Raw genomic sequence first — 18,812 nt, forward strand, 5'->3', positions numbered from 1 at the left:
CCGGATAGATCTTGAAAAATGGCCGCGCAAAAAATCGGGCGAGAAGGGCGTTTGGGTCGCCCGGTACTCCGCTGAACTTTCGACCCGCCCTCCCCGCCGGACACGGCTCCGGTCGGCACCGCGTCCGCCACCGGACACGCACCGTGCCCACGGCCGCACGCCTCCGCGTGGCCCGGTGTCACCAGTCCCGCGACGACTGCGGCATCACGGGGCGGGGCAGGCGGCGTCGCGCGTTGTACCAGCGGCTCGCCACCCGCTCCATGTCCTTCGACCGCATCGCTGCGATGCGCTGCATGACGATGTCACGACCCGGATCGACCACCACGATGCGCGCCTTGAGGCGCTTGTACTTGGCCATGGCCTTGGGGCTGGGCATGGTGTGGATCAGGTACACGTCGACCGCGTCCAGGTGCTGGGTCGCCTCGTCGATGGCGGCGTAGCGGGCACGCTGCGCGACGCGCACGGCGACCTGGTGCTGGTTCCAGTTGGGGGCGCCAGGTCCGGTGAGGGCGAGGGTGATGCGGTCGAGGTCGATGACGATGTCCGTCGGCCTGGCGTGCGCGTCGATCCAACTGGACTTGCCGGCGGCTGGCGGGCCGGTGATGACGTGGAGCATGATGACCTCCGGCTCGACCTGGGGAGGGGAGCTTGAAGGATGCTCGGGACGGGCAGAAACGGTGGTGGACCCTCGCGAAGGTGGTGCTTGGCTTAGCCGTCGTCGGTGGTTCTTTCGCTGCTGCGCTTACGGCAGGGCCTGGCTCGGGGCCTACCGCGACGCCGCTCGATGCCTCGTCAGCATCGACCTCTGCTGCGTCCGGTTCGCCGACGCCTTCCTTTCGACTGTCGAGCCTTGAGGGGGACCTGTGGCGCGACGCGCTGAACGCGTTGGAAGAGGGCACCGAGGCACCAGGGGAATACGTTGCGGTCTCTGGCCCTGATTCCGTTCTGCTCAAGTTCCGTTCTCAAACCGATCAGCAGTACGACGACTGGCTTGTCTGTGGTGTGGAGTTGACCGAGGGCCAGCTCAGTTTGCCCGGCTGGAAAGTCACATTTGATCTGGCAGACCCGGTGGACGGCTGTGGTGCCGATGCGGCTGTGGAGGATGACAGTGCAGCATCCGGAACCGAGGGCGTCGGCCCCACTTCAGGCGGTGCTGATCGGGGTGGTGTGAAGCCAGGGGCCTGGTGTGGCGATGCTGGGGCTCTCGGCAGGACGCGTTCGGGAACGCTCATGGAGTGCAAATACGGGGCTGGGCAAGACCTCCGGTGGCGCCAGGCATCGTGAGGTCACCACTCCCGAGATCTCCGATGAGGGCGCGAGGCTGAGCTGCGGTTGCCTCGGGCCGAGTTGCATCGCCGGTGTGCGCTGCGGGCGTTGGCGGGGTCGAGGAGGCTGCCGCCGAGGGAGAGCGGGATGAGGTGGTCGAGGGTGAACGCGAGCGGGTGGCGGCGGCCGTCGACCTGTGTGGGGATGTTGTGGCCGCAGATCCAGCACGGCAGGCCCAACGCCTTCTGGACCGCGACCAACCGGCGGTAGGGGCGCCCGTTGCGCGGGTTGCCGGCCACGGGCGCCACCTCCGCTACGACTTGGGCACGGCCCATTCCGCGCCGTCGGGAAGAGCTTCGGGGGTGTAGAGGACCCGTTCGGGGCGGTCGTTGCCGGGGACGGGGAACACGGTTTTGCCGCGCACGCACTCGCCTGGCTTCAGCTTTGCCTCGTAGGGGTACTCGGGCTTCGGGAAGTCGCCATACGTGACGCCGCTCGGTTCGATGCGGGTGCCGTCCTTGTAGGCGAGGGCCCAGGGGTAGCGGGTGACACCGCTTTTGCCCTTCTTGAGGCATGCCTTGATGTCGACGGCTGCCCAGACGTAGCCGTTGGTGTCGAACTCCTCGTCGGCTGTGATGGAGTTCTTGGCGACGTCCTGCTCGTACCCCATGACGGTGATCGACATCCTTACGCCGTCGTCGGCGGTCCACGTGAGGGCCTTGCCGAAGGCTCTCGGCTGGTCCTGGGCCGGGGTCGGCTCGGGGGCGCTGGAAGTCGTCTTCGCGGAGGGTGCCGACGCGGACGGCTTGGCGTCCGGGGTGCCGCCGGAGGAACAGGCGGCGAGTGCCAGTAGAGCGGCGGTGGTTGCTGTTGCTGCGCCGGTTCGTGTGCGCATGGTCCCCCCAAGGACGTGCGGGTGTTGAGGGTGCATCATGCGCGGTGTGGAGAGATCGTGTACGTGGAGTGATGCTCCTGTGACACGGCAGCACCCCCGGCGTGTGGAGTGACCGGGGGCGCTGTCGTGTATCTCCGGGGGCCACAACCACCTCTGTGGGTGGAGGGATCCAGTTCCCTGGTTCCGGCCTGGTCCCGGCAGCCTGTGGTGCCTGTTTCCGGGCACAGTTGTACACGGAGATCGTTACACCGCTCTAACCTGCGCGTCAAGCGGCGGTGCGTGTGCGTCGTTTCGCGTCGAGGGCGGCGACGTCGGCGACGGCGTACCGGGGCTGGCGGGGTGTGCCGCCGGAGTGGGTGAGCTGGCCGCGGTGGACGAGGAGGCGGACGGCGCCGAGGGTGATGCCGAGCAGGTGCGCGGTCTGGTGGGCGGTGAGGTGGCCGGGGCGGATGGTGTGCGACTCCATGACGCCATTGTGGCTCAGGGGCTACGGGAAGACCGGGCTGTCGGGTGGCGGTGTTGCCCAGTCGTCGAAGTACCCGAGGAGTTGGCCGCAGGGCGTCCAGCGGTCCCTCGGGATGTCGCCGCGCGCGTCGGCGTCGGTGCAGACGGCTGGGGTGGGCACGGAGTCCGGCCCGTGGTCAGTGGCGTCGCCAGGGATGTCCGTCTCGTGTGGAGCGGTGACGGTCTCGGTGGCCGTGGCCGTGGCCGTGGGAACTGGTGCCGGAGTGTCGGAGGGGCCGACCAGGAGCCGGTAGACGACGTTGATGCCGCCGAGGAGCATCAGGGCGGCGCAGGCGGCGAGGATGAGCCACTTGATTGCGGCGAACAGGCTTGGTTCGCGTGGCGGGGTCCTGCGTGCTGGCATGGCTCATCCTCCCGCCTGGTGATGGGGTTCGGTGGCTATTCGCAGAAGTGGGCGATGGGGTACCAGCCGCCGCAGGATGCGCAGTAGTAGAGCGAGGGCTGTTCGTGCCCGAGGGCGGCCAACAGGCGGTTGATCATGCGTCGTTCGCTTCCTTCTGCCAGTGGATGGTGCAGTGGCCGGGCCGGTCTTCCACGACGGTGAACTGCGGTTTCGTGTCGCAGCCCCTCTCGGGGGGCGGTGGGGGAGCGGGGTTGGCTGTACGCCTCACGGATCGCCAGAGGGTGATCGTGCCGACCGTCCACAGGGTGAGGACTCCGGCCGCGGGTGAGGCGGCGAACATTGCGGTGACCGCGACCCCGGCGAGGATCGCCAGGACGCAGGCGCCGGCCGCGCGGCTCGGCTCCTTCTCCGTCATCCGATCGCCCCGTACACGGTGTCGCCGAGCCAGTTGACGGCGAGTGCGAGGGGTACGGCGGCGAATCCGGCGATGCCCGCGCTCGTGCCGAGGCAGATGCCGCACCAGGCGCCTGTCGTGATGTCGTGGCCGTACTTCGACTTCTTCGCCGCGGCGATGAGGGCGGCGGTGAGGATGAGGACGATGGCGCCGCCGGTCTGGGTGAGGGGTACGAACGCGGGTTCGGGGGCGTGTTGTCCGGCCTGGCCGCCGACGCCCCATACGAGTGCGGCGTCGCCGAGCCAGGATGAGATCCACAGTGCGGTGTCGGCGGCCCAGCCGATGAGGCCGCCGACGGTGAGGATGGCGAGGACTCCGTAGGCCCATGCGATGAGGAAGGGCAGCAGGCGCCCGGCGTGGCCGAGCGGGTCCTTCTTGAGGGCCTTGAGGCCGGGCCACCAGCGCACGAGAGCGGTGATGAGGATGCAGATGCCGACGGTAACGCCGCCGACGGTGACGTACTGCACGGATGGGTCCTAGCGGAGGATCGCGACGCTGAGCGCTGCGAGGGTGAGTATGAGGGCGCAGGTGCCGGTGACGGGTGGCACGGTGCGGGGGCCGATGAGCCATAGGCCGGTGAGGCCGAGCGCGGCGCAGACGCCGAAGAAGAGCACCGCGTATGACGCGGGCACGCCGGTCTACTCCTGCTGTCCGACGCGGGTATGACGCTCCGGGGCGCCGGTATGACGGCGACGGGGCACGGGGCGCGGCGGGGTCATACCGGGTCGCGCGGCGGATGGCGCCGGGGTGGGCTGACCTGCGTCATACGTGTCATACGGTGCGATGCCGCAGTCCGTGATGACCGGCATCACGCCCTCGGGGTAGCGGTTGGTGGCCCACACGTTGCGGTAGGTGCCGGCGACGATCGAGAGGGCGTGTCGTACCGCCTCGGTGAGCGTCATACCGGCCCGGAGCATCGCGGCGAGGTCGTCATACAGCTCTTGGTCGACCTTGACGGAGAGGGCCTTGCCGACGGCGGGTGGCGTGCTCACTGGCCCTCACCCCGCTCGGCAGCAGCGGCGGCGCGGATGCGGGTGCGGCGGGCGTTCTCGGCGTCTAGGCGGCCCGCGAGGTAGTCCGCGTGCCAGCCGATGTCGGCGAGAGCGCCGTCGAGTGCGGCGCCGCCGGTAACGGCGGCAAGGTCCGCGCGGTCGACGAGCCGCTGCTCGTAGTCGGGGTCCGCGCGCGGGAGGGTGATCGCGTCGAGGACGGCGGTGAGGAGAGCGCGCAGATCGCGGGCCTCGGCCGCGTGATCGCGGGTCACCGGGTCTCACCGCCGGTGACGGCGGCGGACGGGGCGGCGAGGAACTCGGTCACGGTGGGGAAGTGCCGGGCGGTGAACTGCCTGGCGTCCTCGGCGTCGTCGGGTGCGCCCGGGGGCTGTGCGGCCTCGGCGTCGAGTGCGCCGACGAGGCTGCGCAGGGCGGAGTCGAGTCCGGTCGCGGCGGTGACCATCTGCCCGTGGCTGTGGATGTTGTGGCCCTCGTAGCGGGCCAGGGCTTCGCGGGCGCTGGCCAGGGCGATGTCGACGGGCGGAATCCAATGGGGTCCGTCGGTCGCCGGGTCGTACAGCGGGGTAGCGAGGGCGTCGCGTGCGGCGACGGCCGCGGTGCCATTGAGAGGAACGGCGCAGCGGGAAGTTGCGGCCGTGGAAGGGCGCGCGGAATGATCGGTCATGCCGACTCCTGGTTGTGTCAGGTGTTCGGTGGAGGGTCGGGCGGTGCGATCGCCCCGGGCGCGCCAACGCCTGGGAGCTGCTGTCCGGCCCTCGTTGTCTATTCGGTTGTGGTGGGCGGCTTGGCCGCCTTCTTGCGGTCGTCCCGTTTGATGGCCTGGTCGATGGCCTGCCAGCTTCGTCCGAGGTCGCGGGCGACGTCGGCGACGGTGCCCAGTTCCGCTACGCCATCACGCAGGGCTTGGGCTCGTCGGGAGGCGGCTTCGGATGCGGCTTGGTTGAGCTGCGCCAACAGCTCTTCTTCATCGCGGATCCGGTCTCGCCAGGGCTTCGGGTCCATCACAACTACCGTATCCAACAGGGGGGTTGGATGCAACGGATTCACGACGACCCAACCGGCTGGAAGTGCTGAAGCCGCGCCCAGTCCCGCGCGGTCGCGTACACGTAGCCGCACCACCGGCACGCGAGCCGGGTCTGCCCCGGCAGCCGGGAAATGACGGCCCCGCACACCACTCCCTCGGCGGTCACGGCGACGCATGTCCCGAGCCGCTGCGCCCGGGGCGCGGGGTCGCCGACGATCGTCCGGGCCTGCGCCTCCAGGTCCCGCACCTCCTGCGCCATGTCCCCGCTCCCTGGGTAGTGGGCGGCGATCCAGTCCAGTTCCATGGCCAGCCAGCGGCAGTCCGCAGCGAGGTCTGCCGGCGGTGGTGGCGGCGCGTGGTGCGGCCAGCGCTCCCGCTGCACGTCGGTCCGCCACAGCCGCATGACCTCGGCGGCGCGGCCCCAGTTGATCGTGTCGAGGATGTCCTCGTCGATCGGGGAGCGGGGGCCGGCCGCGCCCCGTGTGGCGACGATTTCGCCCCAGCCGGAGCGGCGGGGTACCAGGCACTCGGCGACCTCGTTGTACAGGGTGGGCAGGTCGGCCAGCCGCTCGGCGAGGGTCACCGTGTGCCGGTGGCACAGGTACCGGCCGCCCGCATCGTCGCCGCACGTCTCGCAAGCGTTCACGGGGTCTCCTTCGGCGGGGCGAGGGCGGCGCGGACCGTCGCTTCGGCGATGGCTTCGACGTGCAGGGTGCCGAGGTCCCGGCCGAGGAGGTTGAGTGTCTGCTCGCCGAGGGCTGCGGCTGCCGCACGGATGGCGGCGGGGCGGAGTGCGCGTGCGCGGACGGCGTCGAGGCGGTCGATGGCATTGCCCAGGTCGCGCATCGCGTCGTAGTACATGCGCTCCAACCCGTCGCGCTCCCGCTGAAGCTGGGCGACGGTCCGCGTCAGGTCGTCGAGGACGGTGTCGGTGGCGACCCAGGTGAAGCCCCGGCCGTCGGTGGACAGGGCGGGCATGGTGTCGTCGTCGGGGTCGATGAACCGAGCGAGGACCGTGCGGAGTTGGGCGCGCAGGGTGTTGTCGGTGGCGCCGTCTACGGTGGACGGATCACTATCCGCGCTCGCTGGCTGCGTCGCGGGGGTCCCCTCGCCGGTACAGCGCCCGGCGGGGGTTCCCTGCGTGCGGGGCCCGTTCACCGGCCGTACCGCCGCTCGGTGCCGTGCTGGAGCTGGTAGAGGCCGAGGCTGGACAGGTAGCGGTCGGCGCCGATGTCGCGGATTCGGGTGCGGGAGTCGGCGTCGAGGCGCCGGTTGGCCCGTCGGTCCATGACGGCGTCGAGGGCCATCCGTGCGGCGGTGGTGTAGAGCGTGCCGAACAGGATGCCGTGGGCGAGCAGGATCACGTCGCGGTCAGACATCGGAAGTCCTTTCTGTGGTGTGCTGGTTGGAGGCCGGGCCCGATTTGCGCGGGCCCGGCCGCTTGGTTGCGGGTCAGTCGGTCACGGCCGAGAGGACGGCCCCCGGGCGGATCTCGACCCGGGTGATCTCGGGGGCGTGCTCGCGCAGGTCGTGCTCGGTCCACACCATGTCGCCCCAGAGGAACGCGGGCTTGATCTCGGTGTGGACGGTGCCGTCGTTCAGGTGGGCGTTGACGACCGTTGCCCAGCCGATGACCGGGCAGGTGACCTCTCCGACCTCGCCGCCCTGGTCGAAGATGACGACCCAGCCGGGAGCGACGGGGGTCATGGTGATGACGGAGCCGGTGGTGATCTTCATTGGTTCTCCTTGGGGTTGGGGTAGAGCAGGTCGGTGTCGACGGTGCCGCCGGCCGTCACGCTGCGGCGGAGATATGCAGCGCGGCGAGGATGAGGGACACCTTGTGTGCGGCCTGTAGGTCGGACACGTCGCCCTTGGTGCTCCCGGCCGGGACCGGGATGCTCTGGTAGCGGCAGAACGCCAACTGCTTCCCGGACGGCGGGCCGTTGCGCCAGGACGCCGCACGGGACACCAGGCCCGGCGCGATCTGGCGGGCCTGGCGTTCCGCCCATGCCATCGCCTCACCGAGGGGCTGCGGGCGGTCACCGCCCGGTACCTGCACACCGGTGGCCTGCGTCCACCGGCGGACTCGGTACGTGCGGGCGCCCGGATCGCGGGCGAGGTACATGAACGAGTCCCCGCCGAGCGGGATGAACCAGGTGCCCGCGGTGGTGCGCAGCCACCGAAAGGCGGACTCGCCGAACAGGTTGATCTCTTCCCACTCGATACGCGAGGCGATCGAGCGGACGCGCTCGGTCTCTTCCTCCCGTGCGACGGCCTCCGCCAGCGTCTCGTCCTCCTCGGGTATGCCGACCTTGCGCTCGGTGAGGTCGACCATCGAGGCGAGCTTGTGACGGGTGGAGGCGCCCGCCACGTCGAGGATCAGCGCGTCCCTCTTCCCAGGGCTGGGGCGCAGGCCACGGCCGGCCATCTGCACGTACAGGCCCGGGGACTTGGTGGGGCGGGCGATGACGACGCAGCTCGTCCACGGGGCGTCGAAGCCTTCCGTAAGGACCATGCAGTTCGTCAGGACCTGGAGGTCTCCGGCCTCGTACTTCTTGAGGGTGGCCGAGCGGTCTTCGCGGGGCATGTCGCCCCACACGGCGGCGGCCTTGACGCCCTTGGCGTTGAGGGCGTCGGCCATGGAATGGGCGGTGGCAACGGTCGGGGTGAACGCGACACCGGGCCTGTCGGGGGCGTGCTCGCGGTACGCGTCGGCGATGACCTGGATGGCGCCGGAATCGTCGAGGGCCTGCCCCAACTGGCCTTCCTGGAGGTCGCCGTTGCGGGTCTTCACCTGGTCGAGGTCGAGGGTGTCGATCGTGACGCGCTTCCCGCGGACGTCGCACAGGTACCCGTCGCTGATCATGTCGAGGATGTCGAGGGTGTGGACGACGTCCTGCCACACCTCGGCGAGGCCGCCGTCGGTGCGGGTCATCGTGGCGGTGAACCCTGCGACGGGGACGCCACGCCACGCGCCGAAGTGCTCAAGCACCGTCATGTACGTCGGGGCGGCTGCGTGGTGGCATTCGTCGACGATGACCATGCCGATGTCGCGGATCGCTTCACGGCGCCGGTCGACGGCGAGGGTCTGGATGCTGGCCACGATGACGTCGACGTCGTGGTGTTCGTCGCGGCCGGCCTTGACGATGCCGACACGCAGGGCGGGATCGACGGCGCGGAGCTTAGCCGCGGCCTGCTCGATCAGTTCCTCGCGGTGGGCGATGACCAGGGCGCGGCGCCCGTTGAGGCGTTCGAGGTGCTGCCGGATCAGGTTGCAGAACACGACGGTCTTGCCTGCGCCGGTGGGCAGGACGACGGCGAGCCGGTTGTTCGGTCCGGCCCATCCGGCGGTGAGCGCCTGGATGGCCTCGGTCTGGTACGGGCGGGGCCGAAAGGTCTCGGGTACGTCAGGCATGGGTCACCTCAGTTCGTGAGTGCTGCGGGTTTGCAGGGAGTGCAGGGAGTTGCAGGGAGTGGTGCAGGGAGTGGGGGCGAGCCACTGACACCCGATGACCTGGCGTTTTGCAGGGATGCAGGGAGTTGCAGGGAGTCCTCTAAAGCCCACGCAGTGAGGAAGCCGGGAAGGATCGCGTTGCGGCATGCGCATTTGCGCGTTGCGTGATGTGCGGGTGACGCGTGCGTAGTAGGGGGAGCAGGGTTATCCCCTGCAACTCCCTGCATCCCTGCCTCCGTGCAGGTCAGGCGGGATGCAGGGAGTCGGCGGACTCCCTGCCGCACTCCCTGCGAAAGCCCCCGACTCCCTGCATCGGCCCTGTTCGCGGTCACGGCTCGTTCCGTCCCATCCCCTGGTCCTGGTGGACCTCGACGCGCCAGGTGTTCTGGCAGCGGTGGGAATCCCAGACCTTCACGGCCTTGTGCGTGCCGAAGTAGCGGCCCGCGCGGGCCTTGAGCCACTTGCCCAGGGCGTTCGCGGTGGGGAGTTCCCCTGTCTTCGGGTGCCGGGGTACGAACTCGGCGACGGAGGCGAGTACGGCGCCCGTAGTCAGGTCGGTGTCGCCGTGCTTGGCGCGCCATGCGGTGAGGAACGCTGTCCACTCCAGGAGTTCGTCGTCCTGGTCCATCGCGTCGCCGCGGTCGGCCATCCAGCCCTCGACGCCGAGGTACTTGAGGAGGCCGGCGAGCATGCTGGCCCACTCCGAGTAGTCGCCCTTGCGGACGCGGACGGTGGAGGCCCCGGCGGCGAGCCAGGCGCGGACCATGGTGACGAGTGCGGCGACGACGGTGGAGGCGTTGGCGCGGAGCCAGGGGCGCAGGTCGCCGACGCGGAAGCCGTCGCGCTGGTCGGGGTCGGGGCAGTTGGGGTCCAGGCGGACCCACATCGCGCGTCGGCCGTTGTCGCCGCCGGTGCGGAGTCCGTTGCCTGTGAGGATCCACAGCCGGTCGTTGGGCATGGTGACGGATGCGGTCGACCCGAGGACCCGGTCGCCCCAGTGTTCAGCGGTGAGCAGGGATGACAGGACGGGGCTCTTGACGACGTACCCGTTGGGCAGGTTGTCGAGGACGACGACCGGCTGTCCGGTGGTATAGAGCTGCGTCGTGATGCTTTTGCGCAGCTCGGTGTCGTTCTCCGGCCAGGCCGTCTCCGCGATGCCGTAGGCGTACTTGAGGATGTCCTTGAGGAGGCTCTTGCCGCTGCTCGGGGCCGTCGCCGTGATCATGAACATCGGCGTCGGGCCGAAGAAGTACGGGCGGAGGACCGGTGTCAGGAGCGCGCCGAGGAAGTGGGCCCGGTCAGAGGGCTGTGCCCACGGGAAGTCGGCGAGCATCTGATCGAGGACGATGGTGCGCGCCTTGTCCACAGCGTCGTCGGTGACCTGTGGACGCAGGCGGCGCAGAGCGACGCGCGGCTGAAGGTACAGCCCGGTCGGCGGGTCGTACCCGGGGGCCTGGAGCAGCGTCCCGTCCGGCCGGATCACCGGTGACGTGACGATTCCCCGCAGAGGCGGCAGGGGCCAGTCCTTGCGGCCGAGGATGGTGCCGCAGGTCTTCGGCATCAGGAGTTCGCGGACTTCCTTGGTGCCTTCCGTGACCGGGTCGGGGACTACCTGGTACGAGGTGACCTGGTCGGCCAGGTACGCGCGGAGGTTGTCGGTGCCGAGCTGCTGCATGAGGGGGTTGCCGTTGTCGTCCTGGTGGACCCAGCAGGGTCCGCCGGCGCGCTTGTACAGGTCGGGCAGGAGGTCGTTGCCCATGAGGTCGAGGAGTCCGTCGATGGCGTCGGCCTCGTTGGTGATGTCCAGTTCGGGCTTGTTGCGGACGATGCGGAGGTCGGGCCCGGCGCCCTGGCCGCCGTCGCCGTCGGGACCGGGGACGGAGTCCGGGTCGAGGGCGGACGACCCGTCGCTGAAGGGACCGGACTGCGGGGGCACGATCCGCAGCCGTTCGCGCGGAGGTTCCGAGCCGAAACCGCTGCGCCGGAGTTCGGCGGCGGCCAGCTTGAACTTCCCGTTCTCCGTGCCGCCGTGGTGGATGAGGGTGTAGGCGGCGAACTTGCTGTACGGCGTCTCCGACTGGAACTCGGTCCCGGTGGTGAAGACGTACAGCCGGTCCTTGTCGGAGGCGTGGCCGGTCGTCGCGGACACCCCCCGGTCCTTGCCGGGGCGCCGCCAGTAGCGGGTGCTGCCGTGCTGGTAGACGAACGTCCACCCTTCCGGCTGGAGGATGTCGGCCCAGTCGGTGCGGGCGTCGTAGTCCTCCCCGGGCCGCAGCCCTCCGTTCGGCAGCGGTGGCAGGTCGCGCGGCACCGTCTTGGGGGACTCGGGTTTCGGCAGGCTGTCGACCATGTGGCAGACGTCGTGTATCGCGGCCATCGCGTCGGCGTCGACGGCGGGGATGGTGGCTGGACCCCCGGCGATCCGGACGTAGGGCAGGCCGGTGCTGTGGACCGTGCCGCCTGACGGTTCGACGAGGCCGTACCCGCCTTCGCCGCGCGTCTCGATCTGGACGCGGACGATCTTCGCGTTGGGTTTCTCGGCGAGCTTCTGCCGTTCCTCCGGGGTGTACTCGTCATCCCGGGCGAGGCGGCTGGCCAGCTTCGTGTTGCCAGCGACCGGGGCGCCGTCGACGCGGGCACGGTAATGGCGCCCGCCGGAGGGTGACTCGGTTGCCCAGCCGGTGAGGATGGCCTGCCATTCCGCGCCGAGACCGGAGGCGGTCATGATCTCGGTGACCTCGTCGAGGAGGCCGTCACGGATGGCGTGGCCCTCGAACTCGATCATCTCGATGTTGCCGGATACGGCGCCGTAGACGACGGCGATGCCCTGGGGGCGGCCCCCGCCGAACCACTGGTCGTGTTCGGCGGGGGTGGAACGGTTCACCTTGTACGGGGTCCAGCTACGGACGTCGGCAACCTTGCTGCCGTCGGCCTTGATGGGGAGGACGCACAGGCCGGCGTCGTGCAGCTCGCGAGCGGAAGCCCGGAGGGTGGTGGGCTGTGCGTCGTTCAACGGTGCTCCCCAGCGCAGCGGGATGTGTGGTCGGTCTTGATGGAGGCGGTGAACGCGATGACGGCGGCGGCCCCGTACACGGGGCCCTCTGCGGTGAGGCAGAGCAGGCACTCGTAGCGGGCGCGGGGCGGCCGGGTGTAGGTGATGTGGCCGGTGTCGCGGTTCTCGCGGCCTTCACCGAAGTCGACGAATAGGACGCTGGTGATGAGGTCCGCGAGCGGGGGCCGGGCCGGGCGGCCGGGGGCACGGCCAGCAGCCGCACCCCCGGCCGTCACGGTCGTCGTCTCGACGGTCACGACGGGCGCTCCGCCTGCGCGTACTCATCTGCGGCGAGGTCCAGTACGGCGCGCATCGCGGCCAGCATGCGGGCCGGGTCCGGGGACTTCTCCAGCGCGACGTCCAGGGCGGCGAGGGCGACGCTGAATGCGGCGTGGGACTCCTGCTCCGTCTCGGTCTCCGTGAACGGCGTGGTCGAGGGTTCCAGTGCGATGGCGTACCGGCGGATGGTGGCCGTGACGCCGACCAGCCAGGTCACCGCGTCGGCCTGCAACTCGCGGCCCTGCTTCAGGGTGAGGTCCGGCCACAGTCCGGTGCCCTGGAAGACGAGGGTCGGGTTGCTGGCGTCACCCCACGCGGCGATCTGGAAGGCGGCGATGCCGTGGTGGCCGGGGTCCTGGAGGTAGGCGCCCGTCAGGTTGTACTCGCGGCTCTCGTGCCGGTGGTCGTCGTCCCCGGCGTGGTTGCCCGGCTCCCCGACGCACCAGGCGACGCCGTCGGGGCAGTCGGACTGCATGCCGTGCCTGCGGGCCGTGTCGGCAGCGAGCTGACCGCCGGGGGTGACGGCGGGCGCGTTCGGATCGGTGATCGTCACCGGGTCACCTCCGCGAACGCGCGCTCCAGCACGGTGACCGGGTAGACGTTCACGACGCCGAAGGTGGCGTCCTGCCGCTGATGCGGCTCGGAGCCCTGCTCGCGCATGATCGCCGTGGCGCGCTTGCCGACCTGAGACAGGTACGGACGGCCGGTGGGGCGGTCGTGGAGCTTGGCGTAGCCGAGGGCGGTGAACTCGTCGTGGTGCCCCTCGATCGCGGCGAGCTTCGCGGCGATGGCGGCCTGCGACGCTTCGACGGTGGCGAGCCGCTGCTCCTGGGCGACGAGTTCCTGCGCCATCTGGAGCACCAGTTCCGCACCGGTCTTCGGACGTGCGGCCTCCTGGGCGGTCAGCTCCGCTTCGCGGGTCTTCGCCGCGAAGTACATCTGTGCGGCGGCGACCTCCGGCTTGTTCGGGTCACCGTTCATCGCCAACAGGTAGGCGGCCGTGCGACTCAGCTCGAAGTCCTCGGGCACTGGACCGCTCTGACCAGCAACTTTGCCCGATCGGGAAAAGTGCGCGGCCACGTCCAGGCCCTGGTTCCTGGCGGTGGCCATGGCGCGGGTGAGTGGGGTCTTCAGCTTGCTCCACTGGCTGTAGCCCATGAGGGGCTGCATGGCGCGGGCGGGCCAGTACTCAGAGCCGTCCGCACGGACGCGGCGGATCGCGTCGAACGGGGACTGGCTGATGGTGATCTCGGCGCTCATGCCGTCACCGCCATCTCGGCGGGCTGCGGCCAGGTGTTGCTGAGGCAGTCGCGGTGGTCACCGTCGTGGCCGCGCAGCAGGGTGCAGGGGAGGAAGTCGAACGACTCGGGGTCTTCTTCGCCGTGCATGGCCTGGCCGTCGATCGGGTCGTAGCCCTCGCGGCGCTCCCAGCACGCGCGGGACGCGGCGGCCTGGGCGGGCGGGAGTCCACGTCCGGTACGAACCTCGGCGCGGATCTTCACGGCGAACGCTTCCAGCCGGTCCGCGAACTCGTCGGCCTGGTCGAGGGACAGGTAGGCCGTCTCGCTGCCGCCGTCGTCGACACGGAGGTGGGGCTCCCGCATCTTCGGGTCCTCGGAGTGCAGGTCCTGGCCGAGGAACGCGAAGGCGAGGAGCTGGTCCTTGCCGGTGAAGAAGTCCGGGACCATCAGGTCGATGTGCGCGCCGGTGTGGTCGATGTCCACCACGTGGCCGGTCGCGTCATCGCCCGCGTGGTCCTGCTTGCAGAACCGGGTGGGGCAGAGGGTGGGGATCGGTGCGCCGTTGACGAGGGCAGTCACGATGGACAAGCCCGGCAACGAGTGGGGGCGCTGGACGGTCGGAGTCGACGGCGCCGTTGCCGTCATGGGTTGTACCGTGGTCACTGAGACGTCTCTTTCCGGCGGCGGCACTGATGGGGTGGCTAGACCCCGGGTGCCGCCGTCTTGCTGGTTAGTCCTGGTGGTGAGAGGTGTTCTCGTCAGACGGCGTCGGGGCTGCAACCCCGGCGCCGTCGCTGTTCTCCGGGGTGATTCGCAAGACCCGGAGAAGGTCGGCGGTAACGGCGCGGTAGGCGCGTCCCGCTCGGATCGTGTGGCACGGAAACTCACCGGCCCGAGCAAGCGCGTATGCGGTGGTGCGTCCGATACCGAAGGCCCGGCCTGCGGTGACGATGTCGACGCTGGCGGGCAGCGCGAGTAGTTCGTCTCGTGTCATGTACTGCCACTCCGTAGTGAACTGTGCTCTTGAGTCCCAGTGTGCCTCGCCACTGGGCTCCCACCTCACAGCCTCCATGTTGTCTTGCCGGGTGTCAAGCGGTGTCGTACTGTGACGTCATGTCACAACGGGAGTGGTCGGAACGATTGGCCGGGGTGGTGGCTCGCGAATTGCGGCGCCACCGTGAGGCGCGAGGGATGAGCGCGCAGCAACTTGCGGATGCTTGTACCGCTGCTGGCCTGTCAATCCAGCGCTCTGTCATTGCGAACTTCGAGAATGGGAGGCGGGCCTCGGTCAGCGTGGCCGAAGTTCTCATGTTTGCTCATGTGCTGGACGTGCCGCCGGTTTCCCTCATCTGCCCTATCGGTTACATGCATGAGGTAGAGGTTCTTCCCGGCGTGACTACCGATCCATATAGGGCGGCAACATGGGTTTCCGGAACATCCTTCATGGGGGAAGAACGAGGGCGGGAGGAACGGAGTTATGGCGCTTCACCCAAATCCTTGTATGGTGAACTATTCTCCGAGATTAACGCCATGGCTGACGCTCACCAAGGAATGCTTGACCTGCAGCGGATGGCTTTGGAATCCGGCATGCCGATCGAACCAGCGGAAGCTGAATACAGCAGGGCGAAGCAGGACTACGATGTCGCGATGGCGAATCTAACTGCAGCTCGCCATCGTGCGGCGGCAGAGGGAGGGCCACTGACTCGGGAGCAACTGCACGGGTTTATGGAGCAGCAGGCGGTATCTAGGGCCAGATGGGAAGAGGCGGCTGTCGCGTACGCGGAGGCGGCGAAGTGGAAAGATCAGATCGAAAACGAGCGCAATATCGCCGAGGATCATCGTGAGGTCGCACACGATATCCTGCAAGAGATCCGAGATGCCGGTTATCTAGAGCCGACCATCGCTGTGCATCATCTAGAAATTCTGAACGCTTCAGAGGAGGAAAGTGTAAGAGGTCGGCGCAGCCGACGTAAGGAGAAAGGGTAATGGCCTCATCTCGCCGCGCTGGCGGCATCAGTAAGCGGTGTGAGTGCCGCGGCCCGGACGGGAAACTGCTGGGCAAGACCTGCCCGCAGCTCGTCAAGAAGAATCACGGAGCCGTACAGCTCCGCCAGGAACTCCCGCTCGACGCCGACGGGAAGCGCCGGCCATTCCGCCGTACCGGCTACTCCAAGGTCACGGACGCGCAGGCCGACCTCACCAAGTTGCAGGCGATCCTCGACCTACCCGGCGACGACGAGGACGCCGCCCGCCGCGTCGGCGACCTGCTCCAGAACGTGATGCGGGACCGCCTCGACATCCCCGAGGCCGCCGAGGTGTCCCGCCGAATCGGTGTCGGCGTCCCGCTCGACGGAGCGACGACCGTGGGGGAATGGCTCGACACCTTCGTCGACGCGCGGGCGAAGAAGACGAAGAAGACCACGACGAACGGCTACCAGTCCCACATACGGGTACACCTGAAGCCCGGCGTCGGCCACTACCGCCTCGACCGCTTCAACGTCGGTCACGCACAGGAGTTCTTCGACGGCATCGACGAGAAAAACGAGATCGTCCGTGCGGAGAACCAGGCCCGGCGCGAGCAGGAAGCGCGCGCGAAGTGGGGCAAGAACTCCCGGCCGCCGGCCGCAGAGTCCGCCCGTCTCGCGGTCGAGCGGGAGAAGCTGGCCGCGATGCCGCCCTACCGGGACGTCACCGGTCCGGCGACGAAGCAGCGGATCCGCGCCACCCTGCGCACCGCGCTCAATGCGGCGATCAAGCGGCAGCTCATCACGTTCAACCCTGCCGCCTACGTTGAACTCGCCTCGGGCAAGCGACCCAAGGCGGTGCTGTGGGCCGACCAGCACGTGGCGCACTGGAGGGCGACGGGCGAGAAACCGAGCGCGGTCATGGTGTGGACGCCGTTCCAGATCGGCGCGTTCCTCGACGTGGCCGAGGAGAGCAGGCTGTACGCCTTCTTCCATCTGATCGCGTTCCGTGGGCTGCGCCGAGGTGAGGGTGTCGGGCAGGACTGGGTGAACGTCGACCTCGACGCGCAGGCCATCACCATCGCCAAGGAGATCGTGGTGGACGGCTGGACGCCGATCGAGGACGACCCGAAGACCGACGGGTCGGCGGCGACGATCGGCCTCGACACGGTCAACGTGGCCGTCCTGCGGGAGCACAAGGTGCGGCAGGCCGCGGAGCGCGAGGAGTGGAACCGGTACGCGGCTGCCGAGCGGAAGAAGGGGAAGAAGGTCACGGACTGGGTGGACACCGGGAAGGTGTTCACGGATGTCGACGGGGCGTGGCTGCATCCGGAGAAGGTCAGCGACGAGTTCCGCCGGATCTGCCTGCGCGGGGACCTGCCACCGATCAACCTCCGGGATCTGCGGCACTGCGCGGCCACGCTGATCCACGCGGGCGGCGGCGATCTTCATGCCATCAAGGAGACGCTGCGGCACTCCACGATCAAACTGGCGTCGGACACGTACACCAGCCTCCTCAAGGAGGTTGACCTGGAGATCGCGGAGAAGGCGGCGGCCCTGGTGCCGAGGGCACGGAAGCCGCGCGACCAGGCTGTCCCGGCGGAGGGTTGAGCGGTAGTCTGTGCGTGGTGTTGAGAGGGCTTCTGACCTGCGGGTCGGGGGCCCTTCTTGCTGGCCCGCTGCTGGCCCGAACGCTCCGGAACGCGCCGACATTCGACGGCACGAGACGTTATGAACAGGGGCGAGCATCGGCGCCCGCTGTCACCGTGACCAGCACTTTCCGGGATGGTCCGGCATTCGACGTCATAGCCCGAAACGGGGCGTATCGAGGTACCCGGAGACTCATAATCCGTCGGCCGTGGGTTCGAGTCCCACCCGCCCCACCTTGCGTTCCCTATGCAGGAACGTTTCGACCTGGGACGCCAGTGTGTATGCCCGGCGGCGGGGGGCGTGTAACGACACGCCGGAGATCATCTGCGGGCCCTCTGTCGGCCCCCTGTCAGCCTCTGCCGGTCCGAAGGCTGACGATCACCCTCCGGGGAACACTTGGTCGCGTGCGCCGCCTTCGGGCGCGAGCGGGAAGGCTTCACCAGGGGCTCTCGTTCCACATGCAGGCTCCGGTGTGGATGAAGCCTCTGTGTGACGCGCTGGGTCCCGTCCAGACGAGGGGTGCGAAGGTGCCGGCCGCCAACTCTTGCTCGGTGATGGGGTTGTGGCAGGAGAAGCAGACCGGTCGGCCTTTGTCGGCGGCGGTGCGGGCCCGTAGGAGTGCCGTCTGTCCGTGCCTGGCCTCGGCGCAGAGGCGGTCCCCGAGGAGGGCGGCGGTTTCGCATTGCCGGCAGGTGGTCCAGTGGGTGTAGAGGTCGCGGTACGTGCTGACGATCGCGGCGCGGATCGGGTAGCAGGGGCGGCAGGAGTGCGGTGCCCATGTGGAGCCTGTGCAGAGGGCGACTCCTGTGCCGGGGGCGAGGGGTTCGGCGCACCATACGCAGGTGGTGCCCTCGTTCTGTTCGGTGGTGAGTTGGCGCATGTGCGGGATCTCGAAGAACTGGACGTCGGCCAGGTCCTGATCCTCGCCGGGGGCGGTCACCGGCGGGTCTCCCGCAACGCGCGGCGCAGTGCGGTACCCGGCTCGCACTTCCTCTGGTCGGTGTTGCACTGGGCGCAGGTGATGGTGTGCGTGATGAGGGCCTCGTAGGCGAGGGCGGCGTCCGGGTACATCACCGTGTCGCCGTTCTCGGTGAGAGCGAATAGGCTCCTGGTCATAGCCTCGTACCCACCACGATCGTGTCGGATCCGGCCAGCTTCGCGAGGGCGCGGAGCACGATGACGAGGCGGCGGTCGCCCAGCGACTCGGTGCGCCAGAAGGTGACGTTACGGGGGAACCGGACCGCCAGGATCAGTTCGAGGAACGCCTTGTCGGCCGGGGTCAGGCCCGGGGCGCGGGTGTAGCGGGCCTCGAAGCGCAGCCAGTCGCACGAGAGCGCGCCGTCGTCGTGTTCGGTGACCAGGAGCCGGCGGACAGCTTCGCGGGCCAGGAGTTCGTCCTCTTCGATGAGCGCGGCCATGGCCATCCGCTCGCATGGGGGTTGGTTCCGTACCCACGCGGTCAGGCGGTCGGTCAGCAAGGGCGTGGCATCCGGCGGGACCGGCGCTGAGCCCGTAGTTGTCGTTGTCATCCGCAGCCTCCGCAGGAGTGACCTGCCCGGTCGGGTGCGGCGTGTGTGAGCAGGCAGAGGGCTTCGCCGCTGCTTCGAAGCTAGGAGCGGGGCGGAACAAGGCGCGAGGAAGTTGCGGAAAGT

At 69.1% G+C, this 18,812-nt stretch carries 28 protein-coding genes; 2 read left to right on the plus strand and 26 right to left on the minus strand.

All coding sequences use genetic code 11. The annotated features are described in order from the left end of the window. Positions 1 to 178: 178 nt before the first annotated feature. The 23 genes from ACIQNU_RS03395 to ACIQNU_RS03505 form a co-directional block, all read right to left on the minus strand. Entirely contained in the window at positions 179 to 616 is a 438-nt protein-coding gene (locus tag ACIQNU_RS03395; RefSeq protein WP_401360394.1) for an AAA family ATPase, read from the minus strand. A gap of 670 nt (positions 617 to 1,286) precedes the next feature. Next, on the minus strand, positions 1,287 to 1,565 hold the full coding sequence (locus tag ACIQNU_RS03400) for an HNH endonuclease (protein ID WP_401360396.1): 279 nt from the start codon (positions 1,563 to 1,565) through the stop codon (positions 1,287 to 1,289). A 14-nt stretch (positions 1,566 to 1,579) separates the two neighbouring features. Then, positions 1,580 to 2,161, minus strand: coding sequence for a hypothetical protein (locus tag ACIQNU_RS03405; RefSeq protein WP_401360398.1), 582 nt, complete (start codon positions 2,159 to 2,161; stop codon positions 1,580 to 1,582). A 265-nt stretch (positions 2,162 to 2,426) separates the two neighbouring features. Next, positions 2,427 to 2,627 (minus strand): hypothetical protein, encoded by a 201-nt coding sequence (locus ACIQNU_RS03410; RefSeq protein ID WP_401360400.1) that lies wholly within the window; start codon positions 2,625 to 2,627, stop codon positions 2,427 to 2,429. A 21-nt stretch (positions 2,628 to 2,648) separates the two neighbouring features. After that, positions 2,649 to 3,029 (minus strand): hypothetical protein, encoded by a 381-nt coding sequence (locus tag ACIQNU_RS03415; protein WP_401360402.1) that lies wholly within the window; start codon positions 3,027 to 3,029, stop codon positions 2,649 to 2,651. A 133-nt stretch (positions 3,030 to 3,162) separates the two neighbouring features. After that, positions 3,163 to 3,444, minus strand: coding sequence for a hypothetical protein (locus ACIQNU_RS03420; protein ID WP_401360404.1), 282 nt, complete (start codon positions 3,442 to 3,444; stop codon positions 3,163 to 3,165). Continuing rightward, the gene (locus ACIQNU_RS03425) at positions 3,441 to 3,950 is read right to left on the minus strand and encodes a hypothetical protein (RefSeq protein WP_401360406.1); all 510 of its coding nucleotides are present in this window, start codon (positions 3,948 to 3,950) and stop codon (positions 3,441 to 3,443) included. The genes ACIQNU_RS03420 and ACIQNU_RS03425 overlap by 4 nt, the downstream gene beginning before the upstream one ends. Positions 3,951 to 3,959: 9 nt before the next feature. After that, complete coding sequence (locus ACIQNU_RS03430; protein ID WP_401360408.1) at positions 3,960 to 4,115, minus strand: hypothetical protein; 156 nt, start codon at positions 4,113 to 4,115, stop codon at positions 3,960 to 3,962. Positions 4,116 to 4,121: 6 nt separating this feature from the next. Continuing rightward, entirely contained in the window at positions 4,122 to 4,475 is a 354-nt protein-coding gene (locus ACIQNU_RS03435; protein WP_401360410.1) for a hypothetical protein, read from the minus strand. After that, entirely contained in the window at positions 4,472 to 4,747 is a 276-nt protein-coding gene (locus ACIQNU_RS03440; RefSeq protein ID WP_401360412.1) for a hypothetical protein, read from the minus strand. Before ACIQNU_RS03440 ends, ACIQNU_RS03435 begins: the two co-directional genes overlap by 4 nt. Continuing rightward, positions 4,744 to 5,160, minus strand: a complete 417-nt coding sequence (locus ACIQNU_RS03445) for a hypothetical protein (protein WP_401360414.1) — start codon at positions 5,158 to 5,160, stop codon at positions 4,744 to 4,746. Before ACIQNU_RS03445 ends, ACIQNU_RS03440 begins: the two co-directional genes overlap by 4 nt. 98 nt (positions 5,161 to 5,258) lie before the next feature. Continuing rightward, on the minus strand, positions 5,259 to 5,498 hold the full coding sequence (locus ACIQNU_RS03450) for a hypothetical protein (RefSeq protein WP_401360416.1): 240 nt from the start codon (positions 5,496 to 5,498) through the stop codon (positions 5,259 to 5,261). 41 nt (positions 5,499 to 5,539) lie between these two features. After that, positions 5,540 to 6,166 carry a hypothetical protein gene (locus ACIQNU_RS03455; protein ID WP_401360418.1) on the minus strand — a complete coding sequence of 209 codons (627 nt, stop codon included), beginning with the start codon at positions 6,164 to 6,166 and terminating at the stop codon, positions 5,540 to 5,542. Next, a complete protein-coding gene (locus tag ACIQNU_RS03460; RefSeq protein WP_401360420.1) occupies positions 6,163 to 6,678 on the minus strand; it encodes a hypothetical protein in 516 nt (171 codons plus the stop codon). The genes ACIQNU_RS03455 and ACIQNU_RS03460 overlap by 4 nt, the downstream gene beginning before the upstream one ends. Beyond that, positions 6,675 to 6,899: a hypothetical protein gene (locus tag ACIQNU_RS03465; RefSeq protein WP_401360422.1), complete on the minus strand. Its 225-nt coding sequence runs from the start codon at positions 6,897 to 6,899 to the stop codon at positions 6,675 to 6,677. Before ACIQNU_RS03465 ends, ACIQNU_RS03460 begins: the two co-directional genes overlap by 4 nt. Before the next feature lie 73 nt (positions 6,900 to 6,972). Continuing rightward, positions 6,973 to 7,257 carry a hypothetical protein gene (locus ACIQNU_RS03470; RefSeq protein WP_401360424.1) on the minus strand — a complete coding sequence of 95 codons (285 nt, stop codon included), beginning with the start codon at positions 7,255 to 7,257 and terminating at the stop codon, positions 6,973 to 6,975. Positions 7,258 to 7,312: 55 nt separating this feature from the next. After that, positions 7,313 to 8,935, minus strand: a complete 1,623-nt coding sequence (locus ACIQNU_RS03475; protein ID WP_401360426.1) for a DEAD/DEAH box helicase — start codon at positions 8,933 to 8,935, stop codon at positions 7,313 to 7,315. Positions 8,936 to 9,302: 367 nt separating this feature from the next. Further along, a complete protein-coding gene (locus ACIQNU_RS03480; protein WP_401360428.1) occupies positions 9,303 to 11,987 on the minus strand; it encodes a bifunctional DNA primase/polymerase in 2,685 nt (894 codons plus the stop codon). Beyond that, a complete protein-coding gene (locus ACIQNU_RS03485) occupies positions 11,984 to 12,283 on the minus strand; it encodes a hypothetical protein (protein WP_401360430.1) in 300 nt (99 codons plus the stop codon). Before ACIQNU_RS03485 ends, ACIQNU_RS03480 begins: the two co-directional genes overlap by 4 nt. Continuing rightward, positions 12,280 to 12,858 (minus strand): hypothetical protein, encoded by a 579-nt coding sequence (locus ACIQNU_RS03490; RefSeq protein WP_401360432.1) that lies wholly within the window; start codon positions 12,856 to 12,858, stop codon positions 12,280 to 12,282. The genes ACIQNU_RS03485 and ACIQNU_RS03490 overlap by 4 nt, the downstream gene beginning before the upstream one ends. Continuing rightward, positions 12,855 to 13,565, minus strand: a complete 711-nt coding sequence (locus tag ACIQNU_RS03495; RefSeq protein ID WP_401360434.1) for a hypothetical protein — start codon at positions 13,563 to 13,565, stop codon at positions 12,855 to 12,857. Before ACIQNU_RS03495 ends, ACIQNU_RS03490 begins: the two co-directional genes overlap by 4 nt. Continuing rightward, a complete protein-coding gene (locus ACIQNU_RS03500; protein WP_401362412.1) occupies positions 13,562 to 14,125 on the minus strand; it encodes a DUF6907 domain-containing protein in 564 nt (187 codons plus the stop codon). The genes ACIQNU_RS03495 and ACIQNU_RS03500 overlap by 4 nt, the downstream gene beginning before the upstream one ends. A gap of 151 nt (positions 14,126 to 14,276) precedes the next feature. Further along, a complete protein-coding gene (locus tag ACIQNU_RS03505; RefSeq protein ID WP_401360436.1) occupies positions 14,277 to 14,540 on the minus strand; it encodes a hypothetical protein in 264 nt (87 codons plus the stop codon). A gap of 119 nt (positions 14,541 to 14,659) precedes the next feature. On the opposite strand from ACIQNU_RS03505, the gene ACIQNU_RS03510 reads away from it, so the two are divergent. Continuing rightward, positions 14,660 to 15,532: a helix-turn-helix domain-containing protein gene (locus ACIQNU_RS03510; RefSeq protein WP_401360437.1), complete on the plus strand. Its 873-nt coding sequence runs from the start codon at positions 14,660 to 14,662 to the stop codon at positions 15,530 to 15,532. Then, entirely contained in the window at positions 15,532 to 17,121 is a 1,590-nt protein-coding gene (gene xerC, locus ACIQNU_RS03515) for a tyrosine recombinase XerC (RefSeq protein WP_401360439.1), read from the plus strand. The genes ACIQNU_RS03510 and xerC overlap by 1 nt, the downstream gene beginning before the upstream one ends. Before the next feature lie 475 nt (positions 17,122 to 17,596). Here xerC and ACIQNU_RS03520 read toward each other — a convergent pair whose 3' ends face one another. Genes ACIQNU_RS03520 through ACIQNU_RS03530 form a run of 3 tightly spaced genes read right to left on the minus strand, consistent with a single transcriptional unit; the run spans position 17,597 to position 18,638 of the window. Beyond that, entirely contained in the window at positions 17,597 to 18,100 is a 504-nt protein-coding gene (locus ACIQNU_RS03520) for a hypothetical protein (protein WP_401360441.1), read from the minus strand. Further along, on the minus strand, positions 18,097 to 18,276 hold the full coding sequence (locus ACIQNU_RS03525; RefSeq protein WP_401360443.1) for a hypothetical protein: 180 nt from the start codon (positions 18,274 to 18,276) through the stop codon (positions 18,097 to 18,099). The genes ACIQNU_RS03520 and ACIQNU_RS03525 overlap by 4 nt, the downstream gene beginning before the upstream one ends. Next, positions 18,273 to 18,638 carry a hypothetical protein gene (locus ACIQNU_RS03530; RefSeq protein WP_401360445.1) on the minus strand — a complete coding sequence of 122 codons (366 nt, stop codon included), beginning with the start codon at positions 18,636 to 18,638 and terminating at the stop codon, positions 18,273 to 18,275. Before ACIQNU_RS03530 ends, ACIQNU_RS03525 begins: the two co-directional genes overlap by 4 nt. Positions 18,639 to 18,812 lie beyond the last annotated feature (174 nt).

This window comes from Streptomyces sp. NPDC091292, assembly GCF_044757265.1.
Classification (GTDB): domain Bacteria; phylum Actinomycetota; class Actinomycetes; order Streptomycetales; family Streptomycetaceae; genus Streptomyces.

Bases quoted from the DNA above. Each gene is read 5' to 3' on its own strand.
- ACIQNU_RS03495 (WP_401360434.1), bottom strand. From the start codon at position 13,565: ATGAGCGCCGAGATCACCATCAGCCAGTCCCCGTTCGACGCGATCCGC.
- ACIQNU_RS03505 (WP_401360436.1), bottom strand. From the start codon at position 14,540: ATGACACGAGACGAACTACTCGCGCTGCCCGCCAGCGTCGACATCGTC.
- ACIQNU_RS03415 (WP_401360402.1), bottom strand. From the start codon at position 3,029: ATGCCAGCACGCAGGACCCCGCCACGCGAACCAAGCCTGTTCGCCGCA.
- ACIQNU_RS03465 (WP_401360422.1), bottom strand. From the start codon at position 6,899: ATGTCTGACCGCGACGTGATCCTGCTCGCCCACGGCATCCTGTTCGGC.
- ACIQNU_RS03475 (WP_401360426.1), bottom strand. From the start codon at position 8,935: ATGCCTGACGTACCCGAGACCTTTCGGCCCCGCCCGTACCAGACCGAG.
- ACIQNU_RS03395 (WP_401360394.1), bottom strand. From the start codon at position 616: ATGCTCCACGTCATCACCGGCCCGCCAGCCGCCGGCAAGTCCAGTTGG.
- ACIQNU_RS03510 (WP_401360437.1), top strand. From the start codon at position 14,660: ATGTCACAACGGGAGTGGTCGGAACGATTGGCCGGGGTGGTGGCTCGC.
- ACIQNU_RS03410 (WP_401360400.1), bottom strand. From the start codon at position 2,627: ATGGAGTCGCACACCATCCGCCCCGGCCACCTCACCGCCCACCAGACC.
- ACIQNU_RS03445 (WP_401360414.1), bottom strand. From the start codon at position 5,160: ATGACCGATCATTCCGCGCGCCCTTCCACGGCCGCAACTTCCCGCTGC.
- ACIQNU_RS03525 (WP_401360443.1), bottom strand. From the start codon at position 18,276: ATGACCAGGAGCCTATTCGCTCTCACCGAGAACGGCGACACGGTGATG.
- ACIQNU_RS03470 (WP_401360424.1), bottom strand. From the start codon at position 7,257: ATGAAGATCACCACCGGCTCCGTCATCACCATGACCCCCGTCGCTCCC.
- xerC (WP_401360439.1), top strand. From the start codon at position 15,532: ATGGCCTCATCTCGCCGCGCTGGCGGCATCAGTAAGCGGTGTGAGTGC.
- ACIQNU_RS03450 (WP_401360416.1), bottom strand. From the start codon at position 5,498: ATGGACCCGAAGCCCTGGCGAGACCGGATCCGCGATGAAGAAGAGCTG.
- ACIQNU_RS03405 (WP_401360398.1), bottom strand. From the start codon at position 2,161: ATGCGCACACGAACCGGCGCAGCAACAGCAACCACCGCCGCTCTACTG.
- ACIQNU_RS03420 (WP_401360404.1), bottom strand. From the start codon at position 3,444: ATGACGGAGAAGGAGCCGAGCCGCGCGGCCGGCGCCTGCGTCCTGGCG.